We start from the raw sequence: 23,217 nt of genomic DNA on the forward strand, positions 1-23,217 counted from the left end.
TCTGTGGCCGATAAGAGAAATCCAAAACATGCAAAATACATCAGCACAAACCTGGCAGGAAAAAGTCCGGGAATTCTCAGCTCAATCTGAAGCAATGGGTAAGCTGCATCCTGAAATTTTAGAGCTTGCTTATCAGGAAAACTGGTTTAAACTTTTTGTACCTGAAGTTTATGGTGGACCTGGAAAAAAACTTCCTGAAATTTTAAGGCTTGAAGAAGAACTTGCAGAGGCTGATGGGAGTTTGGGCTGGACGGTTACACTTTGTGCTGGTGCGGCGTGGTTTGCTGGCTTCTTACATCCATCATTGGCTGAAGAAGTATTTGCCGACAGTTCTGTATGCTTTGCCGGGAGCGGTGCAGTTGGTGGAACTGCGACAAAAGTTGAAGGTGGTTATCGGATTAATGGTTATTGGAAATATGCAAGCGGAGCACTGCACGCAACGATTTTCACCGCTAATTGTATTCTAAAGAATAATGATGAAACTGATATTTTAGATGAAGATGGGAATCCCAAAGTATTGTCGTTTATACTCAAAAAAGAAGAAGTGGACCTAATTTCTGGCTGGTCTTATTTCGGTTTAATCGCAACTGGAAGCCATGCTTTTGAAGTACACGACTTAGTTGTACCTGAGCATAGAACTTTTAAGATAAACGATACCATCAAAGTGGCCAATGAAGGCTTTGACTATCCTTTTCTACAACTCGCGGAAACTACTTTGGCGGTAAATAGTTTGGGAATGACCAGTCATTTCATCAGGCTGGTGGAGGAATCTTTCCTTTCACGTTCCGGGCTTAAAAGATTTACCGAAACGCAAATCAAATTTTTTAATGAGGAACTGGTCCGTTGTAAAATGGAAGTTCAGAATCTGAGAACTAAGTTTTACCAAGCTTTTGATGAATCGTGGATGCAGTTGATAAACCAAAGTACCGTCAGTGAAGATAAGCTCAGAGAGGTGAGCCTGCTCAGCAGAAAATTAGCGCATACATGTAGAAGAACTGCTGATGAACTTTTTCCATATTGTGGATTGGAAGCTGCTAAAAAAGAGTCAGAAATAAACCGTGTTTGGCGTGATATGCATACAGCAAGTCAACACGCACTACTTACATTTGAATGCTAATCGCCGAGCAATTCTGGTTTTATTTTATCTCTAAACTCCTGTACGAACTTATCCAGCTTGGGTTGGATAACGAATGAACAATAGGGTTTATCGTGGTTTTTGCGAAAATAATCCTGGTGATAATCTTCGGCATCGTAAAACTCCGAAACCGGGTTGAGTTCGGTTATGATTGGTTTATCAAATATATTATCCCTGGTTAATTCATCTATAATTTTTTCAGTTTCCTTTTTTTGCTCATCGGTACTGTAAAAAACAACTGAGCGATATTGAGTTCCTCTGTCGGTATCCTGACGATTTAATAGTGTAGGATTGTGCGTTTTGAAAAATACGAGTAGAAGTTCACTAAAGGAAATTTTCGTTTCGTCGAAATCGATTTGAATAACTTCGGCGTGTCCTGTATCTCCGTTGCTGATTTCCATGTAAGTCGGGTGTTTTTGCTCACCACCCATGTATCCTGATATGACTTTATTAACGCCATCTAGTGTCTGAAAAACAGCTTCTGTACACCAAAAGCATCCTCCGCCAAATATTGCTGTTTGCATAACATATAAACGTAGGATAGGTAATAAAGGTTTTGTTGAACAAAGCGTCCTCTAATTTTATCTGAGGACCCTCATCTATATTTGCCTTGCTTTCATCTTCTTCAATTCTTCCTGAAGATGTTTAACGTCGCGATTTTCAGCTTTGGATTTTTCTATTGCGAGCTGCTGATTTTTTATCGCTTCTTCGTAATATTCAAGTCTGTACAAAATATGAGCAAGGGTATCATAATATCCACTTATTGGATTTAATTCTATCGACCGCCTGCTCCAAATCATTGCCTTTGTTAGATGATTTATGTTTTTTGTTCCTGTTTCATAAAACTTATAGGCTGCATTATTTAATTCATTTGCATAACTACTGGATGTTGGACCTACAGCTACAACAGATCGAGTGATCACATTTGTACCTTTTGCTTTCATTAAACTGTCCATTTTATCTTTTAAGACAATGTTTTGGCTTAATGATGCAGGCAATCCACGCTTTTCCATTGCCTTAAGGTCTGATGCTTCGATTTTCTTTATACTATCTGCTCCAATTCGCATATAGTAATTGTCATAGTGATAAGTTGCAGTTTGCAGATATCTAGCAGTATCCTTAACTGCCAAATAATAACGCATCATCTGAGTATCGTAAGCTTTAGCTCCTTTCATGTAATCATTGGTCCATGTTCCTCTGGTAAAGGATGCTGCAGATTGTGCCTTGATTAAGTTTTTAGCTTTGATAGCATCACTCATCGTATTGTTAATTATAAAGTTATTGAAAGCTGAGCGTTTTGCAAATGGCTCCCTTCGATATATGCTATCAATTATTTTTCGGTTAGTATGTGCAAACTTAAATGCATTTCCATCGGTATATGGTCCGGCTTCTAAAATATAAAGAACAGTTTGATAATTGTTAAAATCTTCAATTTTTAAACTCTTCACATAGTCCTCAATTAATTCTGCATTGTCGTTTTGGCCAAGTTTTTTTTTGGCATCGATTAAATTTTTTAACAATTGATTATCCGATTTATTCGCTAAGTACTCTCGCTCTAATTCTGAAATAGGTTTCTCCTTTAAAGCTTTTAATGCATTTTCAATCATATAAAGGTATCTCTGTTTTGACGTAGAATTTCCATAGTCTTTAAAAAAGACTTCTTTGTTCGAACGTAAAAAGATATAGGCGGGAAATGAGTTTATAGCAGATTTTGACATTATACTTCTTATCGAAGTATCACTCATTATTGTCTTATAGGCTATAAAATTTTCATTGATTGCTTCGGTTATTTCCGCATCATCAATTGCAGAACTAAAATTTATTTTTGTGCCGTTTGAAGTTAGCGGCGCATTCATATGCGGAACAGAAACTATCAAAAGAATTGGTTTATCTGTTTTGACCGATTGTTGGATTGCTTTTTCTAATGTGAATTGTATGTTTAATTTTTGTGCAGAGACAGCAGAAAAAAACAATATTGCAATGACTAATGTAAAGAAGTATTTCATGAGGCGTTTAATAACTTATTGTAATATACAAAAAGCCTGTAAACTTAATTACAGGCTTTGAATGTTATTGGTATTGGATATAAATTGGTTTAGGTGTCAGTTTCATAAGCTCCTCTGGCGTCATCAGGCGATTAGGAGACTTTTTGATGTCATTTTTATAAAATAATTTGAAACCTGTAAACTGAACTGGTTCGCCATAAATGAAGTGGCGGTAAGTTCCTTTTTTTAATTCCGGCTCACCCCAACCATCCATGTGCATCACTACCTGTACTTCAGGTCTTAGTTTAATATTTTTCGAGTTCGTAACCATCTTTTTTGTAAAACGGTGTAAGGTGAAAACCTTTGGAGGCAGGTTATGTTTTCTTACAATGTCTGCCAAATAGCCGGTTACATAATTTATATCTGCCGCATCATAGGTGCCAATTCTTTTTCCGGGCAGTGAACCATCCTTCATTGAGAATTCCGGGTCAATTCCTAAATGTACATAAGGCAATTCCAGGTATTTTTCAATGTGTGGCAACTCGGCTTTTATTGTACTTAAAGCAACCTGCAAATCTAAAAACACAATTGTGTTAGGCTGCATTTTTGCAATTTTCAATACGGAGTCAATTTGTTTATTGCCCATCCTGTTAATGTACTTACCGTCTTTCCCTGGAGTTCCGCTGGCAACAGCCGCAATGTAATGTAATCCTGGTTGAACAGGTGTTGTCGGGTCTACTTTTTCCCAGTGTTTAACTTCGGCGTTTAAGCGTCTCCACATCTCTTTAGGTGCATATTCACCAAGTGCGCCCATTTTTTTTGAATGTAAATTACCATAATAAACAACAATGCGTTTAAATGGTAAAATCGCTCCGGCCAATGGAATGGGTTGATTTTTAACTGGCCATTTTCCTGTCGTATCGCCGTTAGCCAACTTGCGTAGCAGCGAATCATATAATTTCGGATCAACGGGCTTCATTACGTTAGCAGTAGAGTCCGTTTTTTTCTTGCTGCTGTCTGATGAGAGCATTTTGCTGATGCCAGCACTTTTGCCTTCTGAATTACAGTTAGCGAACAAAGTGATTGCGGCAAGGCCAAGGACTAGCGTACCAGCGAATTGAGGAAATTTCATAGATGTATATATAGATAATTAATGTTTAGATGGTTTCTTCGGATCTGTTAGGGTATGAAATTAGTTTGGAAAACCGAAAGTTCAAAATAAAGTATTCAACATTTACACATTACAGAACTTACCGAAAACGCCCAGGGGAAGTTTAATGCCTGCAGTGGCCTGAAGATATAGTTCGCCTGTTTCTAAATTTTTCACTTTGGGGAATGAGGTTCGGATTAGGTTTTCAACAATCACAGATGAAAAGCCCAGTGAATAAGTATTCAGAATTAAAAAATGTTCTTTCTCGTCTAAAAGCTGGACGACGTCCTGCATCATCTCCTGGATGTGATCTTCAAGCTTCCATTTTTCGCCATTTGGCCCATGCCCGTAAGCAGGCGGGTCTAAAATAATACCATTATATTTTTTACCCCTTTTAAGCTCTTTCTTTACAAATTTAAGTGCGTCTTCCACCATCCAACGGGTATTTTTCAAACCGGATAGCTCCTGGTTTTCATTTGCCCAGGTTACAACTTGTTTTATAGAATCGACATGGGTAGTTTCTGCACCTGCTGCATTTGCAATTAATGAAGCTGCGCCGGTATAAGCGAAAAGATTTAAAACCTTAGGCTGAGGTGTTTTAAATTTCTTAATTGATGATGAAATAAAGTCCCAGTTAACAGCTTGTTCAGGAAAAACACCTACATGTTTAAAAGAAGTTAAGCCAAGACGGAGTTTTATTGCAACGTCATCATTTTTATAGTCTACGTGCCAGCGATCAGGCAAGGCTGGATTTTTCTTAACCCATTCACCCGATGTAGCGGAACGGCCCCTGAAAGTTATATTAGCGGTTTTTTTCCATTCCTGTTCTGATAAGGTTTTTTTCCAAACTGCCTGAGGTTCAGGCCTGATTAGAATCATATTGCCAAAACGTTCTAACTTTTCGAAATCCCCGCAATCAATCAGTTCGTAATCTTTCCAATGGCTTGGGGCAAGTAATTGTATCATTTATTATATATAGTTCGTCATTGCGAGGCACGAAGCAATCTTAATTCGATCGATTTAAAGAGATTGCTTCGTGCCTGGCAATGACGATGTTAATTAAAATCTAAGGGTTCATTAAAATCTTCAGGAATTATAAGAAGCCCCTTCGCTGCACCATATAAGCTTTGTGGTTCTTCTACCAAATTCGCTTGTTGATTTAAGTCTGATGAATGTTTTGAATGCTTGGCTTTCAAAAAATCAATAAAATCTTCTAACTCGTTTACCATACTTTCTGGTAAGGTTTCCAATTGTGAATGATGTTTCTGTAGCCGTTGTCATAAGTAAACAAATATAAGAATTTTCTTAAAACTTATCTTTTGCAGCCTTCATGAAGCGGCTGGCAAATACAAAATCGTTAAGTTCTTTAATATCTGTATGCGCAATTTCTTTATTGCTGCCTTCCCAGAATTTTTTTCCTTCGTGTAAGAATAAGATATAATCGCCAATGCCCATTACAGAATTCATGTCGTGCGTAACTACAATAGTCGTTGTTTTAAACTCTTCTGTTAATTCCTGGATTAATTCGTCGATAACAATTGACGTTTTTGGATCAAGTCCGGAATTGGGTTCATCGCAAAACAGGTATTTAGGGTTCATTGAAATGGCACGGGCGATACCCACGCGTTTCTTCATTCCACCGGATAGTTCTGCCGGGAAAAGGTCGTTTTTTCCTGCCAGATTTACTCTTTCCAGACAAAAATTTACGCGTTCAATCTTTTCTTTACGGGTTTGGTCGGTGAACATATTCAGTGGAAACATAATATTGTCCTGAACAGTCATGCTATCAAATAGTGCAGATCCCTGAAAAAGCATTCCAATTTCTTTACGTACTTCAATGCGTTGCTCGTAAGTCATTGGTGTGAAATCACGCCCATCGTATAATACGGAGCCTGAATCTGGCTGATGCAAACCAACCATGCATTTAAGGAGGGTTGTTTTACCTGATCCCGATCCACCAATAATCAAATTAGTTACACCCTCCTCGAATTTCCCTGAAATGCCCTTTAAAACTTCGTTTCCGGAAAATGACTTGTAAATATCTTTAACTTCAATCATTATAATAAAAGTTGAGTAACTAAATAATCGCAAACCAAAATAGAAATACAGCTGATAACAACTGCTCTGGTGCTAGCCTGTGATACTTCTAATGCTCCGCCGCGAACGTAAAAACCTTCATAAGCCGGAACTGAAGTAATGATAAAACCGAAAACAAATGCTTTAACAAGGGCAACAGTAATCGTATACGGATTAAAATCTGTTGTGATGCCCTGCATGTATTCGGCAGGTGTTACTGCGCCTGATAATGAGCCGCCCAGATAACCGCCTGTGATGCTCAAAAACATTGAAATGATAACCAGCATCGGTACCATCGTTATGCCTGAAATAATTTTTGGAAGAATCAGATAGCCTGGTGCGTTAATTCCCATTATTTCTAGCGCATCAATCTGCTCCGTAACGCGCATTGAACCGATTTCGGAAGAAATAGCTGAACCGATTTTTCCTGCCAAAACAATTGCACTGATTGTAGGACTCAACTCTAAAATGCTGGAATCCCTATTTACAGAACCAATAATTGTTTTGGGGATAAAATCGCTAACCAACTGGAAGGCAATTTGCAAGGTCATTACGGCACCGATAAAAGTTGAAATGATGGCTATCAGACCTAAAGAACCAACGCCAACATAATCCATCTGTTTTGCGATTTCTTTGAGGTAAATCTTCAGTTTTTCCGGCTTTCTGAATACAGATTTAAGTAGCAGTATGTACCTGCCGAAATTGGTAAAATTCATTCCGTATTTATTTACTTGATTTAATTATGGTATCTAATGTACAAAGAAACGATAAAAATGTTGTTGCGCTTTGTTAATTGGAAAAATATTCGTGGTTTTAAATATAAATATGGTTTTTTGCTTACAAATATTAAACCATAAATATGAGAGCTGTAATAACTGGAGCAACTAAAGGCATAGGAAAAGCGATAGCGATGAAATTGTGGGAAAAAGGCTATGATTTGGCGCTTGTTGCCAGAAATATAAACGAACTGGAGGAATTACAGGCAACCTTATTATCAACGGGTAGGACCATCTTGATTTATGCGGTGGACTGTTCTAATAAAGAAGAGGTTTATAGTTTTTTGAATTCCGTTGAAAAGGAATTTGATTTTACCGATGTTTTAGTTAATAATGTTGGTGCTTTCATGCCTGGAAGTATTTTCGATGAAGGTGATGAAGTGTTTGAACGTCAACAGAATATAAATGTTAATGCAACCTATTACATCAGTAAATTTTTCGGAAAAAAAATGCGTTCCACACAACGTGGACATATTTTTAACATATGTTCGGTTGCCAGTAAAACGCCGGTAAAAAATGGCGGGAGTTATAGTGTAACAAAAGCAGCGATGTTAAGTCTTAATCATGTATTGCGGCAAGAGTTAGCGCCACACAACGTTAAGGTAACTGCTTTTTTGCCAGGTTCAACAAAAACATCATCATGGGCTGGAACAACAATTCCAGATGAAAAATTTGTACAACCCGAAGACATTGCAGAAACTTTGATGACCATTTTAAACTTAAGTAAAGGGGTCAACGTTGACGAAGTGCTGATCACTCCGCTCGATTTTTAAAACACAAAATGAACAACGTTATGGAAAAGAAGCTTTTTAGAAACGAACACGATAAGATGATTGCCGGTGTAGCTTCAGGCCTTGCAGAATACATGCAGGTAGAGGTAACCATAGTTAGATTATTGTTTGCATTATCTACCATCTTTATGGCCGGAGGTGGTCTGGTAGCCTATATAATTATGTGGATTATCGTTCCGGTCAACAACGACCCGGCTGCAAAATTTTCAAAATTTAATGACTATTTTAATAAGAACAATCCAAATCCATCACCTTTTGGCCAGGCAGACCCCTTTGCAGGTCCTGTAGGTTCTGGTAACGCCAACTGGTCTCAACCGATTAATGATAACCAGAAAACGCCGTTTGAAACGCAGGCAGATTTCAGTAAATTCAGCAAGCCGAATGATACCGGACGGACCATTGGTGGTTTATTGTTACTAGTCGTTGGCTGTTTCTTTTTGATGCGTGAATTCGACTTCATCCCCGATTGGTTCAGATTCCGAAATTTCTGGCCGGTAATATTCATTGCTTTAGGTATCAGTATTATAGCTAAATCTAGAAGAAAAAATGAATGGGCCGCCTTTCAAAATCAACAACAAGCGGCAGAAGAGCCTAAAACCGAAACGGTTACCGACGCAATCATTGTAGAAGAACCTAAGAACGATAATAATTCAACTCCTACTAACCCTCAAGTATAATATTATGAAACTGGATAGAATAATCTGGGGTATTCTACTGCTTTTTATCGGCGGTGTACTCTTAATGGAAAATTTTGGCGTAATTGAATTTTATTGGCGCAATGTATGGCATTTCTGGCCCGTATTTTTAATTATTGCGGGTGTTAATATCCTATTTAATAAAAATAACTCGCAAACAGGCAGCATGATTTCCATTGCTGTATTGGTTTTAACTTTGGGCTTTCTTTTTTTTAAGGGTCAGGAAGAACCAAACAGAAACTCCTGGTGGGGACATAACTTTAAAAAAGATATTGATGTAAATATTAATGATAACGATAGTGAAAATGATGATAACGACAACGATACGTCGTTTAATCAGTTAAATTTATCTGAACCTTTTGCAGCGGTAGATGTGGCCAAGAAAACGGTTTTAAACATTTCAGGTGGGGGCATTTCTTTTAATTTAGATGGAGAAACAACTGATTTAATTAAAGCCGACGTGAAGAAAAGACATGGGGAATTTTCTTTAACCAAACAAACCACAGATACCGCAACAGTTCTTACCTTTAAAATGGGCGACAAAAAGAACAAATGGAATTTTGGAGATGGTGGCAATGACGTAAATTTTAAACTTAATAAAACGCCTAACTGGGATATTGTTATGAAACTTGGTGCAGGTGAAGCAGATTTTGATTTCGCTGACTATAAGGTTCGTACTTTTCGTTTCGACGGTGGAGCCGCTTCACTAGATATTAAAATAGGCGATTTATTGCCGATTTCTGATGTTATTGTGAAGTCAGGCGTTGCGGATGTAAAAATTAAAATCCCGACCAATTCAGGTTGCAGAATCAAAACTAAAACAGGTTTGTCTGCAAAAGATTTTGAAGGATTTGAAAAACTAAGTGATGGCGTGTATGAAACAGCAAATTATAAAACATCAACTAAAAAAATATTTATCAATTTGGATGGTGGATTGAGTAACTTTGAGGTATCAAGGTACTAGAAGCGTTAAGGTAAAAGCTTAAAGACTAAGGTATTATTAGTGTCTTTAAATATTAAATTCAATGAATCCTGAGTATACAGTCGTAATTAATGGTAAACCACAAGGACCGTATTCTTTAGCTGAACTTGGGGGTTTGAATATCAAACCCAATACATTTATTCGTAAACCGGGAATGGACGATTATAAAGAAGCTCATGCAATCGCAGAATTGCGTGAGCTTCTTGGTTTTAGTTACCAGAAAACGGCACCTCAATATTTCGCAGCTTTCGATTTAAGGTTGCTCGCGTCGGTTGTAGACCACTTTTTAATTTTCGTAATTTATTGCTTGGCAATCTTAATCAGCTTTATTTTTATTGAAGGAAAAGATCAGCGCATCATGGCTTTTGTAACACCTTTGCCATTAATTTTTATCGTTAAACTCATCTATGGTAGTTTTGCCGAGTCTTCTAAAACACAAGCAACTATCGGAAAGCGGTTGGCAAACATCAAGGTGACAGATTTAGAGGGAACCAGGGTTTCTTTCGGCCGATCAATAATTAGAAACGTTTCTAAAATACTTTCAGTATTACCTTTTTTCTTTGGTTATTTCTATAGTTTTCTAAATAAGAAAAACCAATGCTGGCACGACGTTGCTGCAAACACACTAGTAATAAAAGATAGGCTGATTTAAGGCTTGTCTGATTGTTAAATAAGGTTAATTAAAAAAGGAATCACTGTTTATTAATTAGTTTTATGAAAACTAAATTCCTAATGAAATATTTATTTTTAACAGTTTTTGCTCTTACTCAATTAACTTTATTTGGCCAAATTGCTCCAGCTTCTTCAGGTAACGAAAAAGATGAATACAATTTAGGTTTCGAAAAAGTAAACCCTGTTTCCAATTCTTCTTTGGGCTGGAATACGGGCATCACTAAAAGTGGATTTAAAATTGGAATAGATTCTGCTGAAAAACACAGTGGAAAATACGCTTTATTAATCGAAAATATTGATCAAAATGTTGCATCAAATTATGCCATGACAAGTTTGTCTATTCCGGCAAAATTTGAAGGCTCTGAAGTAGAAGTGAAGTTCTACTTAAAAATGCAAAATGTTAAAGAACATATTGATTTTCCATTCAGAATTGATGATGAAGATGATGATAAGTTGCAATTCACGAATTTATTAACTGAGAGAATATATGGTACGCAAAATTGGAAACAATATAGTTTGAAGTTACCACTTCAAAAAGAGGCGTCTAAAATTTATCTTTTTCCTTTGCTGTATGGACCTGGTAAAATGTGGATAGACGATGTTCAGGTATTGATTGATGGAGTAGATATCAGTTTGGCGAAAATCAAACCAAATTATAATCCGAATGCCCCGAAGGCCATTAATTATGGTAATAATGTGGCTGCATCTGGAAAGGTTAAAGTAAAAGAGGCCGAATTATATTACGAAACCTATGGAAAAGGAGATCCTTTATTACTATTACATGGGAACAGTCAGTCCATCAATGTTTTCAAAAAACAAATCAAGGAGTTCTCAAAAACTTATAAAGTGATTGCGGTAGATACCCGTGGACAAGGTAAAAGCACGGATTATATTTCTGGGCCACTTTCATACAATTTGTATGCTGAAGATATGAAAATACTGCTAGATTCTTTACACATCAGCAAAGCAAACGTTTTGGGTTGGAGCGATGGAGGAAATACGGGGTTAATTATGGCAGCCAAATATCCTGATTACGTAAAGAAGTTAGCTGTTAGCGGCGCATGTACAAATCCAAATGAGGCTGTTTCTGCAAATACGCTAAAAGAAGTTGGCGATGCCATTAAAAGCTTAAAAGCCAGGGATGATAAAAAATCGAAATATCAAGTTAAATTATTTACGATGTTATTAACCGAGCCACATATTACTCCCGGCGATTTAAAGTCTATTAAGTCACCGGTTTTAGTCATGGCTGGTGAAAAAGATATGATTTTAGAAAAACATACTAAATTCATTGCAGATGGTATCCCAAAATCACAGCTTTTTATTTTTAAGGGTGCTTCGCATTATGTGCCGGTGGAGAAGGTATCGGAATTTAATAACAAGGTATTGGTGTTTTTAGAATCTAATTAATTCGCATCATTCAAATTCCGGCATGAGAAACGATTTTAAGTCATTCTCCCATCAAAATTCTCTCATTCAAAATTCTATCTCTATCTTTGCAATCGCATGGAAGATATATCAGTAAAACATGGTTTGGCAGGTGGTTATTGCAATAGTTTAACCACATATTCTAGGTTTTTGACCCGGGAAGTAAAGATTGGAGCTATCGCATTAGGTGGCCACAATCCAATCCGTATCCAATCCATGACCACTACCGATACCATGGATACCATCGGAACTGTGGAGCAAACCATTCGAATGGTAGAATCAGGTTGTGAATATGTCCGGATTACGGCTCCGAGTATTAAGGAGGCTGAAAATCTGGCAAACATCAAAAAAGAATTGCGCTACCGCGGATATGATGTTCCTTTGATCGCGGATATTCACTTTACGCCGAATGCGGCGGAAATGGCAGCAAGAATTGTTGAAAAGGTTCGTGTAAATCCGGGTAATTACGCCGATAAAAAGAAATTTGAAAATCTAGAGTATACTCAAAATACTTACACGGCAGAACTTGAACGTATCAACAAGAAATTTCTTCCATTAATTAAAATCTGTAAAGAATATGGTACCGCAATGCGCATTGGTACCAATCATGGGTCACTTTCTGACAGGATTATGAGTCACTACGGTGATACACCCCGCGGAATGGTGGAATCGGCGATGGAGTTTATCCGCATGTGCGAAGCTGAAAACTATTATAACCTGGTGATCTCGATGAAAGCCAGCAATACGCAGGTGATGGTTCAGGCTTACCGTTTGCTGGTTGATACGATGGTGAAAGAGGGGATGAATTATCCGCTGCACCTGGGGGTGACTGAAGCAGGAGACGGTGAGGATGGTCGCATAAAATCTGCTGTTGGTATCGGAACTTTACTTGAAGATGGATTGGGTGATACCATCCGTGTTTCTTTGACTGAAGACCCTGAATTTGAAGCGCCGGTTGCTAAAGCGCTGGCAGATAGATATGTTATCAGAAGTCAGATGTCGGAAGTCGGAGGAAGGAAAAGTGTTGGAGATAAGCAAAATTCCTACGGCAATCTTCGGACCTCGGACTTCGGACTCCCAACTTATAGCCCATATTCCTATACTCGAAGAACTACTCAGCCCGTTCAACACATCGGTGGCCATCATCACCCTTTGGTCATGATAGATGTTTCTAAAGAGAATCTTAAAGATCCATACTTTTTAAGCGCTGTAGGCTACAATTATAGTGCGGGTCTGGATAAGTATAATTTAGCCGATCAGGCTTGTGATGTAGTTTTTCTGGGTGATAGTTTGCCATCGTTTTCTTTCCCCGGAAATTTAAAGCAAGTTTACAATTACAGTACCTGGTTGGCATTAAAAGATAAGAACAATTGTCACCCTTTGTTTACGTTGGATGATTTCAATGAAGCAGGTGTTAAAGATGATCATTTGAATTTCGTGGAAATAGATGCCACACAATTTAACCATTTGTCTTTACATCAATTAATTAATGTCGTTTTTATTTTAAAAACCAGTGCCAATCACGGCATGGCCGAGCAAAGGTCGTTTTTTGTCGCCTTGCAGGAGAAAAACATTCAAACCCCGGTTATTATAAAAAGAACTTACGTTAATATGGAGGCTGACAATCTAATGCTTTACTCGGCAACTGATTTGGGGGCCTTATTGACCGATGGTTTTGGTGATGGTGTTTGGATTGATGCTCCAGGCCAGAATCTGGCATTATTAAACGCAACAAGTTTTGGTATTTTACAGGCAACACGGACAAGAATCAGCAAAACAGAATACATTTCTTGTCCGAGCTGCGGACGAACGCTTTTCGATTTACAGGAAACCACGCAATTGATTCGCTCCCGTACCGACCATTTAAAAGGTCTGAAAATTGGCATTATGGGTTGTATAGTGAATGGTCCTGGTGAGATGGCCGATGCGGATTATGGCTATGTAGGTACAGGTCCTGATAAGATTACATTGTATCGCGGACAGGAAGTCGTGAAGAAAAATGTAAATACAGCCTTCGCCCTGGATGAATTGATTGATATCATTAAGGGTGATGGAAATTGGGTAGAGAAGCCCTAGTTTTTACCGCACTTTCAGAGCAGTGTTCTTAGAACTGGGCTTTATTTGTCCTCGCCGGAAGGGCCTTTTTCTTTTGACACCAAAATAAGCAAAGGTGTCGCTTAAAATTTTTGTATTAATTTTCTGCTTAGGCTTGGTTCGTGGATTCCCAAAAATTTGTTAGGCCAATTTAAGTAGAAAGAAGAAATAGTGCTTCGGCCTGGCTAAATGGAAATACAAATTTTATAATAAAAACCAAAATTACCTCTATGAACATTCCTCAGTTTCAAACCATATTTACCGAGCTCCGAAACTGGCTGATAGACAAAGGTCTTTCTGATAATGAATTAATTTATTCTTACTTTTTTATCGGTTTAATTGGGGTTACATTATTCTTGTTTATTACTATCTTTTTAACAAGGCAGGTTTTTATTGGCGTAATAAAAAGCGCGAAAACAAAGTCTGATTGGCAAAAAGCACTTTTCGAATTCAGGGTTTTCAGGGCTTTTGCGTTAATATTCGGAGCCTATATTATTTACAATGCTGTCCCGTTTGTTTTTATAGACTTCAAAGTTTGGTTTTTTTACGCTTTAATTATTGCCAAAATTTATATTGTTCTGGCGGTGATGTTTGCCATAAACGCATTCCTCAATGCAGTGGTTTCCATTATGGAATCCTCCAGAAAATACGCCGATAAACCCATCAGGAGTTATAAGCAGGTTGCCAAAATCATTTTTTACGTTGTTGGTTTCGTTTTAATTTTATCGATAATCCTTAATGAGTCACCTTTATATATATTTGGTGGATTTGGGGCGGTAACTGCAGTTTTTATACTGGTTTTCCGCGATCCGATTTTAGGTTTCGTAGCATCTGTGCAAATGAGTGCCATTGACTTAGTGCGCGTTGGTGATTGGATTACCGTAGAAAAATATGGTGCCGACGGGGAAGTAACGGAGATCAATCTAACCACAATTAAAGTTCGGAATTGGGATAAAACTGTTACTATAGTGCCAAGTTATGCCATTGTGAGTGAGTCTTTTAAAAACTGGCGTGCTATGGAAGAAAGCGAGGGGCGAAGAATTAAACGGCACATTAACATTAAAATCTCCAGCATTAAGTTTTGTGATGAGGACTTGATTAATCGATTAATGACTATTGATTTTCTAAGGGACTATTTAAGTGAAACTCAAGCTCAGATAGAAGCCTTTAACGCTGAAAATACAGTAAATCCTAATAGTTTAGTTAATGGCCGCCATATGACGAATATAGGCACATTCAGGGTTTATGCAGAAAAATACCTGGAAAGCAATCCTTACATCAATACCAATCTGACTTTTATGGTGCGACAATTACAAGCGACCGAAAATGGACTTCCGATCGAAATTTATGTCTTCTCTAAAGAAAAAGGCCTGAAAAAATTTGAAGAGGTAGCAGCAGATATTTTTGACCATTTGCTGGCTGCAGTGCCTTATTTTGATTTGGAGATTTTTCAAAGCCCGAGTGGAAGTGATATGCGGGGTTTCGTAGGAAGAGGGAATGATTAATTAAGCCTAAAACTCAATTTAAATCACGGTCATGCTGGTTCGATAGCCATTGGATGTATTTCAAGATATTAATAGTTAAGAACCTGAAAGAATTTAGGATGGCGGCCGCCTAGAGAAATGCATTTAAGAGTTTAAATTTGACTTCTTTTTAAGGCGGTCGACTATTGTAACTATTCCCCCAAAAACGTTATACACTTTTCGCAAACTTTAAATAAGAGTGGCGGTAAAGTTTCGCTTTCGTAAGGATGCGATGTACCATAAACATGGTTTGCACCCTCTATTTTAATAAGTCTGCTGTTTGGATTAGCATCAGCAAGTTTCTGAGCATGTTCAAAAGGAACATTTACATCATCGTCACCTTGTATAATCAGCCATGGGATATTGATGCGCTTTGCGGCCTCAATAATATTTAAAGTTTCAGCGTTTTTTTCTAGATCCTCAAGCAGCGTTACATTTAAAGGCATTTGTTCTTTCGTTCTGGCATTGCTTACGAAAATTTTACCTGCTTTCTTCCATTCGACTTCCTGCTCTTTCTTCCAAAGACTGTCAAAGCTTGAAATGGCACTCCACGTGATTAACTTATTAATTCTTAAATCATTCGCCGCCTCAATAATGGCTAAGCCACCCCCGCGACTGTGTCCGATTAAATTTATTTCAGTTTCTTTTCCATAGGCTTTTTCTATAAAATCGAGTACCGCATTAATATCGAAAAGTTCTTTAGAAATGGTATTGCTGGCAAATGTTTCCAGGTCTGTTACGTCTTTTGGATTATCTGCAGAAACACCGCTGTGCGATAAATTGAATTTAATATAACGATAACCATTGGAGGCAAAATATCGGGCAACGAGATTATGGGCGCCCCAGTCTTTAAAACCTTTGAAACCATGAATAAAAAGAACTATTGGGGTATTTGGATTTTTATCATCGGAAGTTATGTCGCCGATAATCAATTTTGCATCTGAACCACTGAGGCTAAAATCATCTTGTATAATCATAATTTAAGGACTTGGTACAAATTATAAACTTAAAAAATTTGATTTTGTTGCGTTTTTTAAAACGTGCGACGGGCAGGGAAATTGCTTTTAAACATTTGCAAAAATTAATTAGCCACGGAAACACAGAAATCACGGAGGAGATTAAAGTTTTTCGTGCTTCCGTGGCAAACAATAATGCTTAGGCATGCGCAAAAAGAGGAAAAATTATTAGAGAAAAGTTAAAAGCGATTTCTGTGGTGCGAGGGGTTATTCATCCCGATTTTTTATCAGGAGGTGCCTTCATGGTGGGTTGTTTTTAAGTTTTTACAAGCCGAAGTTTCCTAAACCTGATTGAACGAAAAGCCACAATTTTTCATTGTGCTTGTAGGTAAAGCAGGACTAACATAAAAATGAAACACATAACCCTGCTTTTCTAAAAACTATTTTGACGAATTTCTATAATAATACCATGCCCATCCAATAAATAAAACCTGAAGTGGCAACCTTGCCCAGGCAATAAATGGCGTTATCAAAACTTTTCCAAGCATAAAAGGTGCTAATTGAACCATGTAAATATGGGCAGGAATGAAAGCGATTAACATCAAAATCAAGAGTATTGAGGCCAGCTTTCTTGCCATGGAAAAAAGAAGTAAAATGCCTAATACGATTTCTGAAATCCCTGACAGGTAAATTAAAAATGAAGGTGCAGGCAACCATTTAGGTATTATATCGTAATAAACATCAGCTGATACAAAATGATTTAATCCCGCCACGACATAGAGAACGGCATATATCCAAAGGAAGAGTTTGAAAGCGAATGTGCGATTGTCAATTGGATGCATTTATTTAAAACCGTTCTAAATTGATGTAAATTACAGATTAATGACGGTGACATGCATCAACCATGTTACTTTTGTATCCCGATAATAGTTAATAACGGAAGCACTTGGAATATTTAAAAGTAATCGCTTTTACGCATCACCACATCGACCTGAAATCTTTAGGGAAATTAGTAATTTGTGATCAGAGTTTAGATAGCAGGTTGAAGAATCTTCAAGCCGAACTTCCCGTTAGCGAAATTTTTTACATCGGAACCTGCAACCGTGTAGAGTTCGTTTTCCTGACCAAAGAAAAAACCAACAAAGAATTCGTTACTAAATTTTTGACCGTTTTGGATATGGGTTTACCTCCGGAATTTATGGAGCGTTTCCTCGACAATGTTACGGTTTACGAAAATGAAGAAGCTTTTAATCACTTATTGAGAACGTCTTGTTCTTTAGAAAGCCTGGTTGTTGGCGAAAAAGAAATCCTTGCCCAAATTCGTAAAGCTTATGAAAACTGCCGTGATGCAGGGTTTACCGGCGATTACTTGCGTATGATTATGGATAGGGTGGTGAAAACGGCAAAAGAGGTTTATACGCATACCAATATTTCTAAAAACCCTGTTTCTGTTGTTTCTTTGGCTTATCGCAAGCTCAAAGAATTAAATATGTGTGGCAATTCTCGTGTGCTCATTATTGGAGCTGGAGAAACCAATCAAAATATTGCTAAATACCTTAACAAACATAAATACTCAAATTTTTCAGTTTTTAACCGTACACTTTCTAAGGCCGAAACTTTAGCTGACGAGTTAAACGGAAAGGCTTTTAATTTAGAAAGTCTGGAAAGTTATACAGAGGGCTTTGACGTAATTATTACTTGTACAGGTTCTACTGAGGCTATTATCGATGAAGAACTTTATGCCAAACTGCTCAATGGCGATACCGGCAAAAAGGTAATTGTTGATTTGGCTATACCGAATGATGTTGCGCCAGCGGTTATTCATAACAATCCAATTCATTATATTGAAGTGGAATCTTTGAAAGAAGTGGCCCGTAAGAATATCCAGGAACGTTACAATGAATTGGTGCACGCCGAAGAAATTATCAGTAACAACATCACTGAGTTTTTTACGGTTTTAAAACAACGCCGGATTGAATTGGCGATGCAGGAAGTTCCACGTAAGATTAAAGAAATAAAAAATACCGCCTTAAACGGCGTATTTGCCGATGAAATTAGTCAGATGGATAACACTTCCCGTGAAGTTTTAGAACGTGTAATGAATTATATGGAAAAGAAATACATTTCTGTTCCAATGATAATGGCTAAGGAAATTTTGGTTAAAGAATCTTAATTTAACTGTTTTTACATTGCCATCATTTCGAAGCACGAAGCAATCTTAAAGCGGTGAGTCGTTAATATTTCTAAGCTTAATTTTCCTTAATTTCTTAATGTTAAATTAATTGGAAGCAATTTTCTCTGCTTTCGTTTACTTCAGTCCGCTTTTCGTTCAAAGCTTTTTGCAGCTTTTTTTTCTCATTATGTCGTCAATGCGTGAGGAATGACGTGGCAGTCTTTCTCATCAATATATCAAAAAGCATTTTCAATCCAACGAGTTTTATAGAATTCAAGAGTAAGCTTTTAACTCAAAAACTATTCTCCCGACTCCTCCTCGAAATAAGGAGGGAGTTTCCCTCAATGTTATATACAAATTACAGTTTTCAACTTTGAACTTTATATTTTCAACTTCGAACTTACTTAATGTAACCTCACTGTCTCATTTTTAAACATTTTATTGGATAAAGCCGTATTTCGTTAGATTTGCAAATCATTTAACAAAACAGTGAAGAAATTAACCATCGGAACACGCGGTAGCGAACTTGCTTTGTGGCAGGCCAATCATATTAAAGATGAATTGGCGGCAATTGGCATTGAGGCAGAAATTAAGATTATTAAAACACAAGGCGATAAAATCCTGAATTTACGTTTGGATAAATTGGAGGGTAAAGGTTTTTTTACCAAAGAGCTGGAAGAAGAGCTTTTGGGTGGGACAATCGACCTGGCTGTACACTGCCTTAAAGACTTGCCAACCACGCATCCCTCGGGTTTAACTATCGCTGCCATTCCACCACGTGAAGAAGCGACCGAATATCTTTTGATTTTAAAAGATTGTGTTGATGTTTCGCAAAAGCTTTCCTTGAAAAAAGGCGCTATGGTGGGTACATCTTCAAACAGGAGGAAGGCGCAGCTTTTGGGTTTGCGTTCTGATTTGGAAGTAGAAGATTTACGTGGGAATGTTCCAACCCGCATTCAAAAACTTCGTGATGAAAATTACGATGCAGTTATGTTGGCTAAAGCCGGAATTAAACGTTTGGGGTTAGATGTCAGCGAATTTCACGTTGAAGAATTGGAACCAACTGAATTTGTGCCGGCACCGGCTCAAGGCGCTTTGGCTATCCAAATCAGGGAAAATGATAACGAGCTATTTGATGCACTTCAAAAACTGCATGATGCTGCAACTGCTGAAGAGGTTGGTGTAGAACGGAAGGTGCTTAATCTTTTTGAGGGTGGCTGCCACATGCCTTTAGGCTGTTATTGCAAAAAAGAAGACGGCGCCTTCGAAGTATGGACTTCCAAAGCGGAAACTGCCGACGATTTTCCTGAGCGTTTGTTCTTACGTTCTGAAACAACAGTTGGATTAGCAGAAAAAATAGTAGCCAAATTTTCAAAAGAAAGAAAAAAACCTGCAAAGGTTTTTATCTCTCGTGAAATTGGCGAGCATAGTTATTTCCGTAAAGCTTTAGAAAGCAATAATATAGAAATTGAGGGTCGTTCTTTGATTCGTACCTTTCCAATTGTGACTGTTTTAGATCAGTTTATTTTAAAAAATATCGACTGGATTTTCTTTAGCAGTAGAAACAGTGTGGAATATTTTTTCAACTTAAAGCCACAATTGCCAAAGAAAACACAGTTTGGTGTTGTAGGACGAGGTTCGGAAGATGCTCTACGCAAGTTTAATCATTTTGCCGATTTTGTTGGTGCAAGTGGCGACATTAGTGAGGTTGCGGAAGATTTTGCGAAATTGGTTTCTGGTAAAAACATTTTGTTTCCAAGGGCACAGGACTCGTTACAATCGATTCAGAAATCTTTACCAGTTGATGCAAAAATTATCGACTTACCAATTTATGAAACGGTGATTGAAGAAAATATTGACCAAAGTTTTGCTGACGTTTTGATTTTTACCAGTCCATCAAACGTGGATGCGTATTTTGCTGATAATTTATTGGAGCCTGGCCAACAAGTGATTGCAATTGGAAATTCTACCGGCAAGAAATTTGATGAAATGGGCGTGAGGTATACATTACCATACGCACCAGATGAAATTGGGTTAGCGGAAGCCGTTTTTGGATTAGAAATAAAATAAAGAGCTTAAAGACCAAAGTCTAAAGCGGAAAAATAGCAGCTTCGCAATGATGACCGCAAAAAGCTAAATTCCCGAAAAATAATACAATACTCAAGTCTTGATACTTGATACTAAATACTTGATACTAATAAAATGTTACACCGTCCGAGAAGATTAAGGAAGAACCCGTTGGTTAGAGAGATGGTAGCCGAAACCCGACTATCGAAGGATATGTTTGTCTATCCGTACTTTGTGGTGCCGGGAACGAATGTTACACATGCCATTGAAGCTATGCCAGGTGTTAACCACTATTCGGTTGATATGTTGACTAAGGATGTAGAAGCTGGGATGAAGAAAGGCTTGAATAAAATCATGCTTTTTGGCGTCGGCGATGATAAATCTGCTGATGCAAAGTCGGCGTATCATGACCATTCCTTGGTTCCTACCGCGGTTCGTGAGTTGAAGAAACAATTCGGTGAAGATTTATATGTTATTACCGATGTTTGCGTTTGTTCTTACACTACTCACGGTCACTGTGGTATTATGGAGAACGATTACGTTCAAAATGATAAAACGGTTGATGTAATTGCGAAAATGGCTTTGACACATGCTCAGGCAGGTGCCGATATGTTTGCTCCTTCGGATATGATGGACGGCAGAATTGAAGCCATGCGTAATTTGTTAGACAAAAATGGCTTTGTAAATGCAGCCATTATGAGTCATGCTACAAAGTTCGCATCTGCTTATTATGGCCCGTTTAGAGAAGCGGCCGATTGTGCGCCAAGCAAAGGCGACAGAAAGGCCTATCAAATGGATTTTAGAAACCCGATCGAAGCTTTACGCGAAGCACAGCTTGATGAGCAGGAGGGGGCAGACGTATTAATGGTGAAACCAGGTTTGGCTTATCTTGATATTATCCAACGTTTGAAACAGGATACAAACTTGCCTATTGCTGTTTATAATGTTTCAGGTGAATATTCAATGGTCAAAGCAGCTGCAGAACGCGGCTGGATTGATGAACAAAAAGTGGTGATGGAAACCATGCATGCATTTGCGAGAGCTGGCGCAAGTATAATTACCACATACCACATCAAAGATATTTTAAATAACGAATGGCTTTAAAGGTGGAGGGTATAGGGTTTAAGGCTTAAGGTTTCTTGGCCAATCCCATAACATTTCCACTCAATAAATAAAAATAGGTATTGCGATGTTAAGTTTTTAGGCTCAGTGCTTTTAACCTTAAACCTTAAACCTTACGCCTTTTACCTTATACCTTAATAAAAATGTTAGATTCATTAAAGAAAATGTTTTCAGGCAACGAGGCAGATATTCCGGTAAATACAGGAAGTAAGCCTGATATTTCAAGGGTAAAATCTGCAGAGTTATACGAGAAGTCAAAAACTTATTTCCCTGGTGGTGTAAACTCGCCGGTTAGGGCTTTTAAATCGGTTTACGGAACACCTCTCTTTATTGAAAAAGGTGACGGTTGCTTCGTTTGGGATGCGGATGGAAACAAATTCATTGATTTTTGTGGAAGTTGGGGCCCATTAATTTTAGGTCACAATAACCTGAAAATCAGGGAAAAAGTCATCGAAGTGATGCAGAATGGAATGAGCTTTGGTGCACCAACTGCATTAGAAAATGAACTGGCAGAGCTGATTATCAAGAATAATCGTTTTGTAGAGAAAATTCGTTTTACAAGTTCTGGAACAGAAGCTGTAATGTCAGCCATTCGTTTGGCAAGAGGTTTTACTGGCAGGGACAAGATTTTAAAATTTGAAGGTTGCTATCACGGTCACAGCGATTCGCTTCTGGTCAAAGCTGGTTCAGGATTGGTTACTTTCGGCGAAACCTCTTCTGCAGGCGTACCGAAATCCTTTGCTGAAGAAACCATCGTTATTCCTTTAAATGATAAAAATGCAATTGAAACGGCTTTTTCGCAATTTAAAAATCAGATTGCTGCGGTAATTATCGAGGGTATTCCTGCTAATAACGGATTAATTATGCAGGATGAAGAATACATTCATTTCCTGCGCAAAATTTGTAAGGAGAACAATTCGCTTTTAATTTTTGATGAAGTTATTACTGGCTTTAGAGTTGGTTTCGAGGGCGCTGCTGCTTACTATGGTATCATACCGGATATCGTAACCTACGGCAAAATTATTGGTGGCGGCTTACCTGTTGGTATGTATGGTGCTTCTGCAGAAATTATGAGCCATATTTCGCCTGATGGTGGCGTTTACCAGGCGGGTACGTTATCGGGCAATCCGGTGGCTATGGCTGCAGGTATTGCAACTTTAACCGAGCTGAATAAATCTGGATTTTACAAAGATTTAAATAATAAAACGCAGGAGTTTGTAGCAAGTATCCAGCGGTTTGCTACTGCAAGAAATTATAAATTCAAGGTGTTTACTGTAGGTTCTATTTTCTGGTTCGCATTTACCGATAAGGATAAAATTCAGTCAGCTGACGATATTGATGCAAGCAGTATGGAGAAATTCAAAATCATGCACCGTGAATTGTTGAATCGGGGAATTTATTTAGGCCCATCGGGATATGAAGTTGGTTTTGTATCTTCAGCACATACTAAAATTGAACTGGAGAAAGCGAAAAGAGCTATTTTTGAAGCATTGGACTTGGTGTTTAAGAAGTAGTATTTAACAACAAAGGACGCTGAGATTTTCACAGAGAACACAGAGGTTTTTAGATGATATAAATTAAGTTTATAAAAC

At 37.9% G+C, this 23,217-nt stretch carries 21 protein-coding genes; 12 read left to right on the forward strand and 9 right to left on the reverse strand.

What is annotated here, in order from left to right; translation table 11 throughout:
- The first annotated feature begins 28 nt into the window (after positions 1 to 28).
- Positions 29 to 1,117, forward strand: a complete 1,089-nt coding sequence (locus ASF92_RS04670; protein ID WP_056088447.1) for an acyl-CoA dehydrogenase family protein — start codon at positions 29 to 31, stop codon at positions 1,115 to 1,117.
- Here ASF92_RS04670 and msrA read toward each other — a convergent pair.
- The 7 genes from msrA to ASF92_RS04705 form a co-directional block, all read right to left on the reverse strand.
- Entirely contained in the window at positions 1,114 to 1,659 is a 546-nt protein-coding gene (gene msrA / locus ASF92_RS04675; protein ID WP_056088450.1) for a peptide-methionine (S)-S-oxide reductase MsrA, read from the reverse strand. The genes ASF92_RS04670 and msrA overlap by 4 nt on opposite strands.
- A 75-nt stretch (positions 1,660 to 1,734) precedes the next feature.
- Entirely contained in the window at positions 1,735 to 3,141 is a 1,407-nt protein-coding gene (locus ASF92_RS04680; protein ID WP_056088453.1) for a hypothetical protein, read from the reverse strand.
- Positions 3,142 to 3,205: 64 nt separating this feature from the next.
- Positions 3,206 to 4,252 (reverse strand): hypothetical protein, encoded by a 1,047-nt coding sequence (locus ASF92_RS04685; protein ID WP_056088456.1) that lies wholly within the window; start codon positions 4,250 to 4,252, stop codon positions 3,206 to 3,208.
- A gap of 102 nt (positions 4,253 to 4,354) precedes the next feature.
- Entirely contained in the window at positions 4,355 to 5,236 is an 882-nt protein-coding gene (locus tag ASF92_RS04690; RefSeq protein ID WP_056088460.1) for a class I SAM-dependent methyltransferase, read from the reverse strand.
- 89 nt (positions 5,237 to 5,325) lie between these two features.
- Complete coding sequence (locus ASF92_RS04695; RefSeq protein WP_056088462.1) at positions 5,326 to 5,520, reverse strand: DUF2281 domain-containing protein; 195 nt, start codon at positions 5,518 to 5,520, stop codon at positions 5,326 to 5,328.
- 55 nt (positions 5,521 to 5,575) lie between these two features.
- A complete protein-coding gene (locus ASF92_RS04700; protein ID WP_056088466.1) occupies positions 5,576 to 6,328 on the reverse strand; it encodes an ABC transporter ATP-binding protein in 753 nt (250 codons plus the stop codon).
- A complete protein-coding gene (locus tag ASF92_RS04705; RefSeq protein WP_056088469.1) occupies positions 6,328 to 7,062 on the reverse strand; it encodes an ABC transporter permease in 735 nt (244 codons plus the stop codon). The genes ASF92_RS04700 and ASF92_RS04705 overlap by 1 nt, the downstream gene beginning before the upstream one ends.
- 143 nt (positions 7,063 to 7,205) lie before the next feature.
- On the opposite strand from ASF92_RS04705, the gene ASF92_RS04710 reads away from it, so the two are divergent.
- The 7 genes from ASF92_RS04710 (at position 7,206) to ASF92_RS04740 (ending at position 15,289) form a co-directional block, all read left to right on the forward strand.
- Complete coding sequence (locus ASF92_RS04710; protein ID WP_056088473.1) at positions 7,206 to 7,895, forward strand: SDR family oxidoreductase; 690 nt, start codon at positions 7,206 to 7,208, stop codon at positions 7,893 to 7,895.
- A gap of 20 nt (positions 7,896 to 7,915) precedes the next feature.
- Complete coding sequence (locus ASF92_RS04715) at positions 7,916 to 8,590, forward strand: PspC domain-containing protein (RefSeq protein ID WP_197413227.1); 675 nt, start codon at positions 7,916 to 7,918, stop codon at positions 8,588 to 8,590.
- 4 nt (positions 8,591 to 8,594) lie between these two features.
- Positions 8,595 to 9,572, forward strand: coding sequence for a LiaI-LiaF-like domain-containing protein (locus ASF92_RS04720; RefSeq protein ID WP_056088479.1), 978 nt, complete (start codon positions 8,595 to 8,597; stop codon positions 9,570 to 9,572).
- Between the two features lie 61 nt (positions 9,573 to 9,633).
- Positions 9,634 to 10,242, forward strand: a complete 609-nt coding sequence (locus tag ASF92_RS04725; protein WP_056088482.1) for an RDD family protein — start codon at positions 9,634 to 9,636, stop codon at positions 10,240 to 10,242.
- Between the two features lie 80 nt (positions 10,243 to 10,322).
- Complete coding sequence (locus ASF92_RS04730; protein WP_197413228.1) at positions 10,323 to 11,672, forward strand: alpha/beta fold hydrolase; 1,350 nt, start codon at positions 10,323 to 10,325, stop codon at positions 11,670 to 11,672.
- 96 nt (positions 11,673 to 11,768) lie between these two features.
- The gene (ispG, locus tag ASF92_RS04735; RefSeq protein WP_056088489.1) at positions 11,769 to 13,766 is read left to right on the forward strand and encodes a (E)-4-hydroxy-3-methylbut-2-enyl-diphosphate synthase; all 1,998 of its coding nucleotides are present in this window, start codon (positions 11,769 to 11,771) and stop codon (positions 13,764 to 13,766) included.
- A gap of 248 nt (positions 13,767 to 14,014) precedes the next feature.
- On the forward strand, positions 14,015 to 15,289 hold the full coding sequence (locus ASF92_RS04740) for a mechanosensitive ion channel family protein (protein WP_056088493.1): 1,275 nt from the start codon (positions 14,015 to 14,017) through the stop codon (positions 15,287 to 15,289).
- 170 nt (positions 15,290 to 15,459) lie between these two features.
- Here ASF92_RS04740 and ASF92_RS04745 read toward each other — a convergent pair whose 3' ends face one another.
- Together ASF92_RS04745 and ASF92_RS04750 are read right to left on the reverse strand one after the other, a co-directional pair.
- Complete coding sequence (locus ASF92_RS04745; RefSeq protein ID WP_056088495.1) at positions 15,460 to 16,284, reverse strand: S9 family peptidase; 825 nt, start codon at positions 16,282 to 16,284, stop codon at positions 15,460 to 15,462.
- Between the two features lie 419 nt (positions 16,285 to 16,703).
- A complete protein-coding gene (locus tag ASF92_RS04750) occupies positions 16,704 to 17,105 on the reverse strand; it encodes a DoxX family membrane protein (protein WP_056088498.1) in 402 nt (133 codons plus the stop codon).
- Positions 17,106 to 17,209: 104 nt separating this feature from the next.
- Between ASF92_RS04750 and hemA the strand changes: the two genes are divergently transcribed.
- The 4 genes from hemA to hemL all read left to right on the forward strand — a co-directional run bounded on the left by hemA (position 17,210) and on the right by hemL (position 23,139).
- Positions 17,210 to 18,436, forward strand: a complete 1,227-nt coding sequence (hemA, locus tag ASF92_RS04755; RefSeq protein WP_056088501.1) for a glutamyl-tRNA reductase — start codon at positions 17,210 to 17,212, stop codon at positions 18,434 to 18,436.
- 489 nt (positions 18,437 to 18,925) lie between these two features.
- On the forward strand, positions 18,926 to 20,506 hold the full coding sequence (gene hemC, locus ASF92_RS04760; protein ID WP_056088503.1) for a hydroxymethylbilane synthase: 1,581 nt from the start codon (positions 18,926 to 18,928) through the stop codon (positions 20,504 to 20,506).
- A 132-nt stretch (positions 20,507 to 20,638) separates the two neighbouring features.
- Positions 20,639 to 21,607 carry a porphobilinogen synthase gene (gene hemB, locus ASF92_RS04765; RefSeq protein ID WP_056088506.1) on the forward strand — a complete coding sequence of 323 codons (969 nt, stop codon included), beginning with the start codon at positions 20,639 to 20,641 and terminating at the stop codon, positions 21,605 to 21,607.
- 161 nt (positions 21,608 to 21,768) lie between these two features.
- Positions 21,769 to 23,139 (forward strand): glutamate-1-semialdehyde 2,1-aminomutase, encoded by a 1,371-nt coding sequence (hemL, locus tag ASF92_RS04770; RefSeq protein WP_056088509.1) that lies wholly within the window; start codon positions 21,769 to 21,771, stop codon positions 23,137 to 23,139.
- The last annotated feature ends 78 nt before the right edge of the window (positions 23,140 to 23,217 follow it).

It is taken from the genome of Pedobacter sp. Leaf176 (assembly GCF_001424305.1).
Taxonomy (GTDB): Bacteria; Bacteroidota; Bacteroidia; order Sphingobacteriales; family Sphingobacteriaceae; genus Pedobacter.

Bases quoted from the DNA above. Each gene is read 5' to 3' on its own strand.
- ASF92_RS04700 (WP_056088466.1), bottom strand. From the start codon at position 6,328: ATGATTGAAGTTAAAGATATTTACAAGTCATTTTCCGGAAACGAAGTT.
- ASF92_RS04710 (WP_056088473.1), top strand. From the start codon at position 7,206: ATGAGAGCTGTAATAACTGGAGCAACTAAAGGCATAGGAAAAGCGATA.
- ASF92_RS04715 (WP_197413227.1), top strand. From the start codon at position 7,916: ATGGAAAAGAAGCTTTTTAGAAACGAACACGATAAGATGATTGCCGGT.
- ASF92_RS04720 (WP_056088479.1), top strand. From the start codon at position 8,595: ATGAAACTGGATAGAATAATCTGGGGTATTCTACTGCTTTTTATCGGC.
- ASF92_RS04680 (WP_056088453.1), bottom strand. From the start codon at position 3,141: ATGAAATACTTCTTTACATTAGTCATTGCAATATTGTTTTTTTCTGCT.
- msrA (WP_056088450.1), bottom strand. From the start codon at position 1,659: ATGCAAACAGCAATATTTGGCGGAGGATGCTTTTGGTGTACAGAAGCT.
- ispG (WP_056088489.1), top strand. From the start codon at position 11,769: ATGGAAGATATATCAGTAAAACATGGTTTGGCAGGTGGTTATTGCAAT.
- hemL (WP_056088509.1), top strand. From the start codon at position 21,769: ATGTTAGATTCATTAAAGAAAATGTTTTCAGGCAACGAGGCAGATATT.
- ASF92_RS04750 (WP_056088498.1), bottom strand. From the start codon at position 17,105: ATGCATCCAATTGACAATCGCACATTCGCTTTCAAACTCTTCCTTTGG.
- ASF92_RS04685 (WP_056088456.1), bottom strand. From the start codon at position 4,252: ATGAAATTTCCTCAATTCGCTGGTACGCTAGTCCTTGGCCTTGCCGCA.
- ASF92_RS04745 (WP_056088495.1), bottom strand. From the start codon at position 16,284: ATGATTATACAAGATGATTTTAGCCTCAGTGGTTCAGATGCAAAATTG.
- ASF92_RS04740 (WP_056088493.1), top strand. From the start codon at position 14,015: ATGAACATTCCTCAGTTTCAAACCATATTTACCGAGCTCCGAAACTGG.
- ASF92_RS04705 (WP_056088469.1), bottom strand. From the start codon at position 7,062: ATGAATTTTACCAATTTCGGCAGGTACATACTGCTACTTAAATCTGTA.
- hemB (WP_056088506.1), top strand. From the start codon at position 20,639: ATGTTACACCGTCCGAGAAGATTAAGGAAGAACCCGTTGGTTAGAGAG.
- ASF92_RS04670 (WP_056088447.1), top strand. From the start codon at position 29: ATGCAAAATACATCAGCACAAACCTGGCAGGAAAAAGTCCGGGAATTC.
- ASF92_RS04730 (WP_197413228.1), top strand. From the start codon at position 10,323: ATGAAATATTTATTTTTAACAGTTTTTGCTCTTACTCAATTAACTTTA.
- ASF92_RS04690 (WP_056088460.1), bottom strand. From the start codon at position 5,236: ATGATACAATTACTTGCCCCAAGCCATTGGAAAGATTACGAACTGATT.
- ASF92_RS04725 (WP_056088482.1), top strand. From the start codon at position 9,634: ATGAATCCTGAGTATACAGTCGTAATTAATGGTAAACCACAAGGACCG.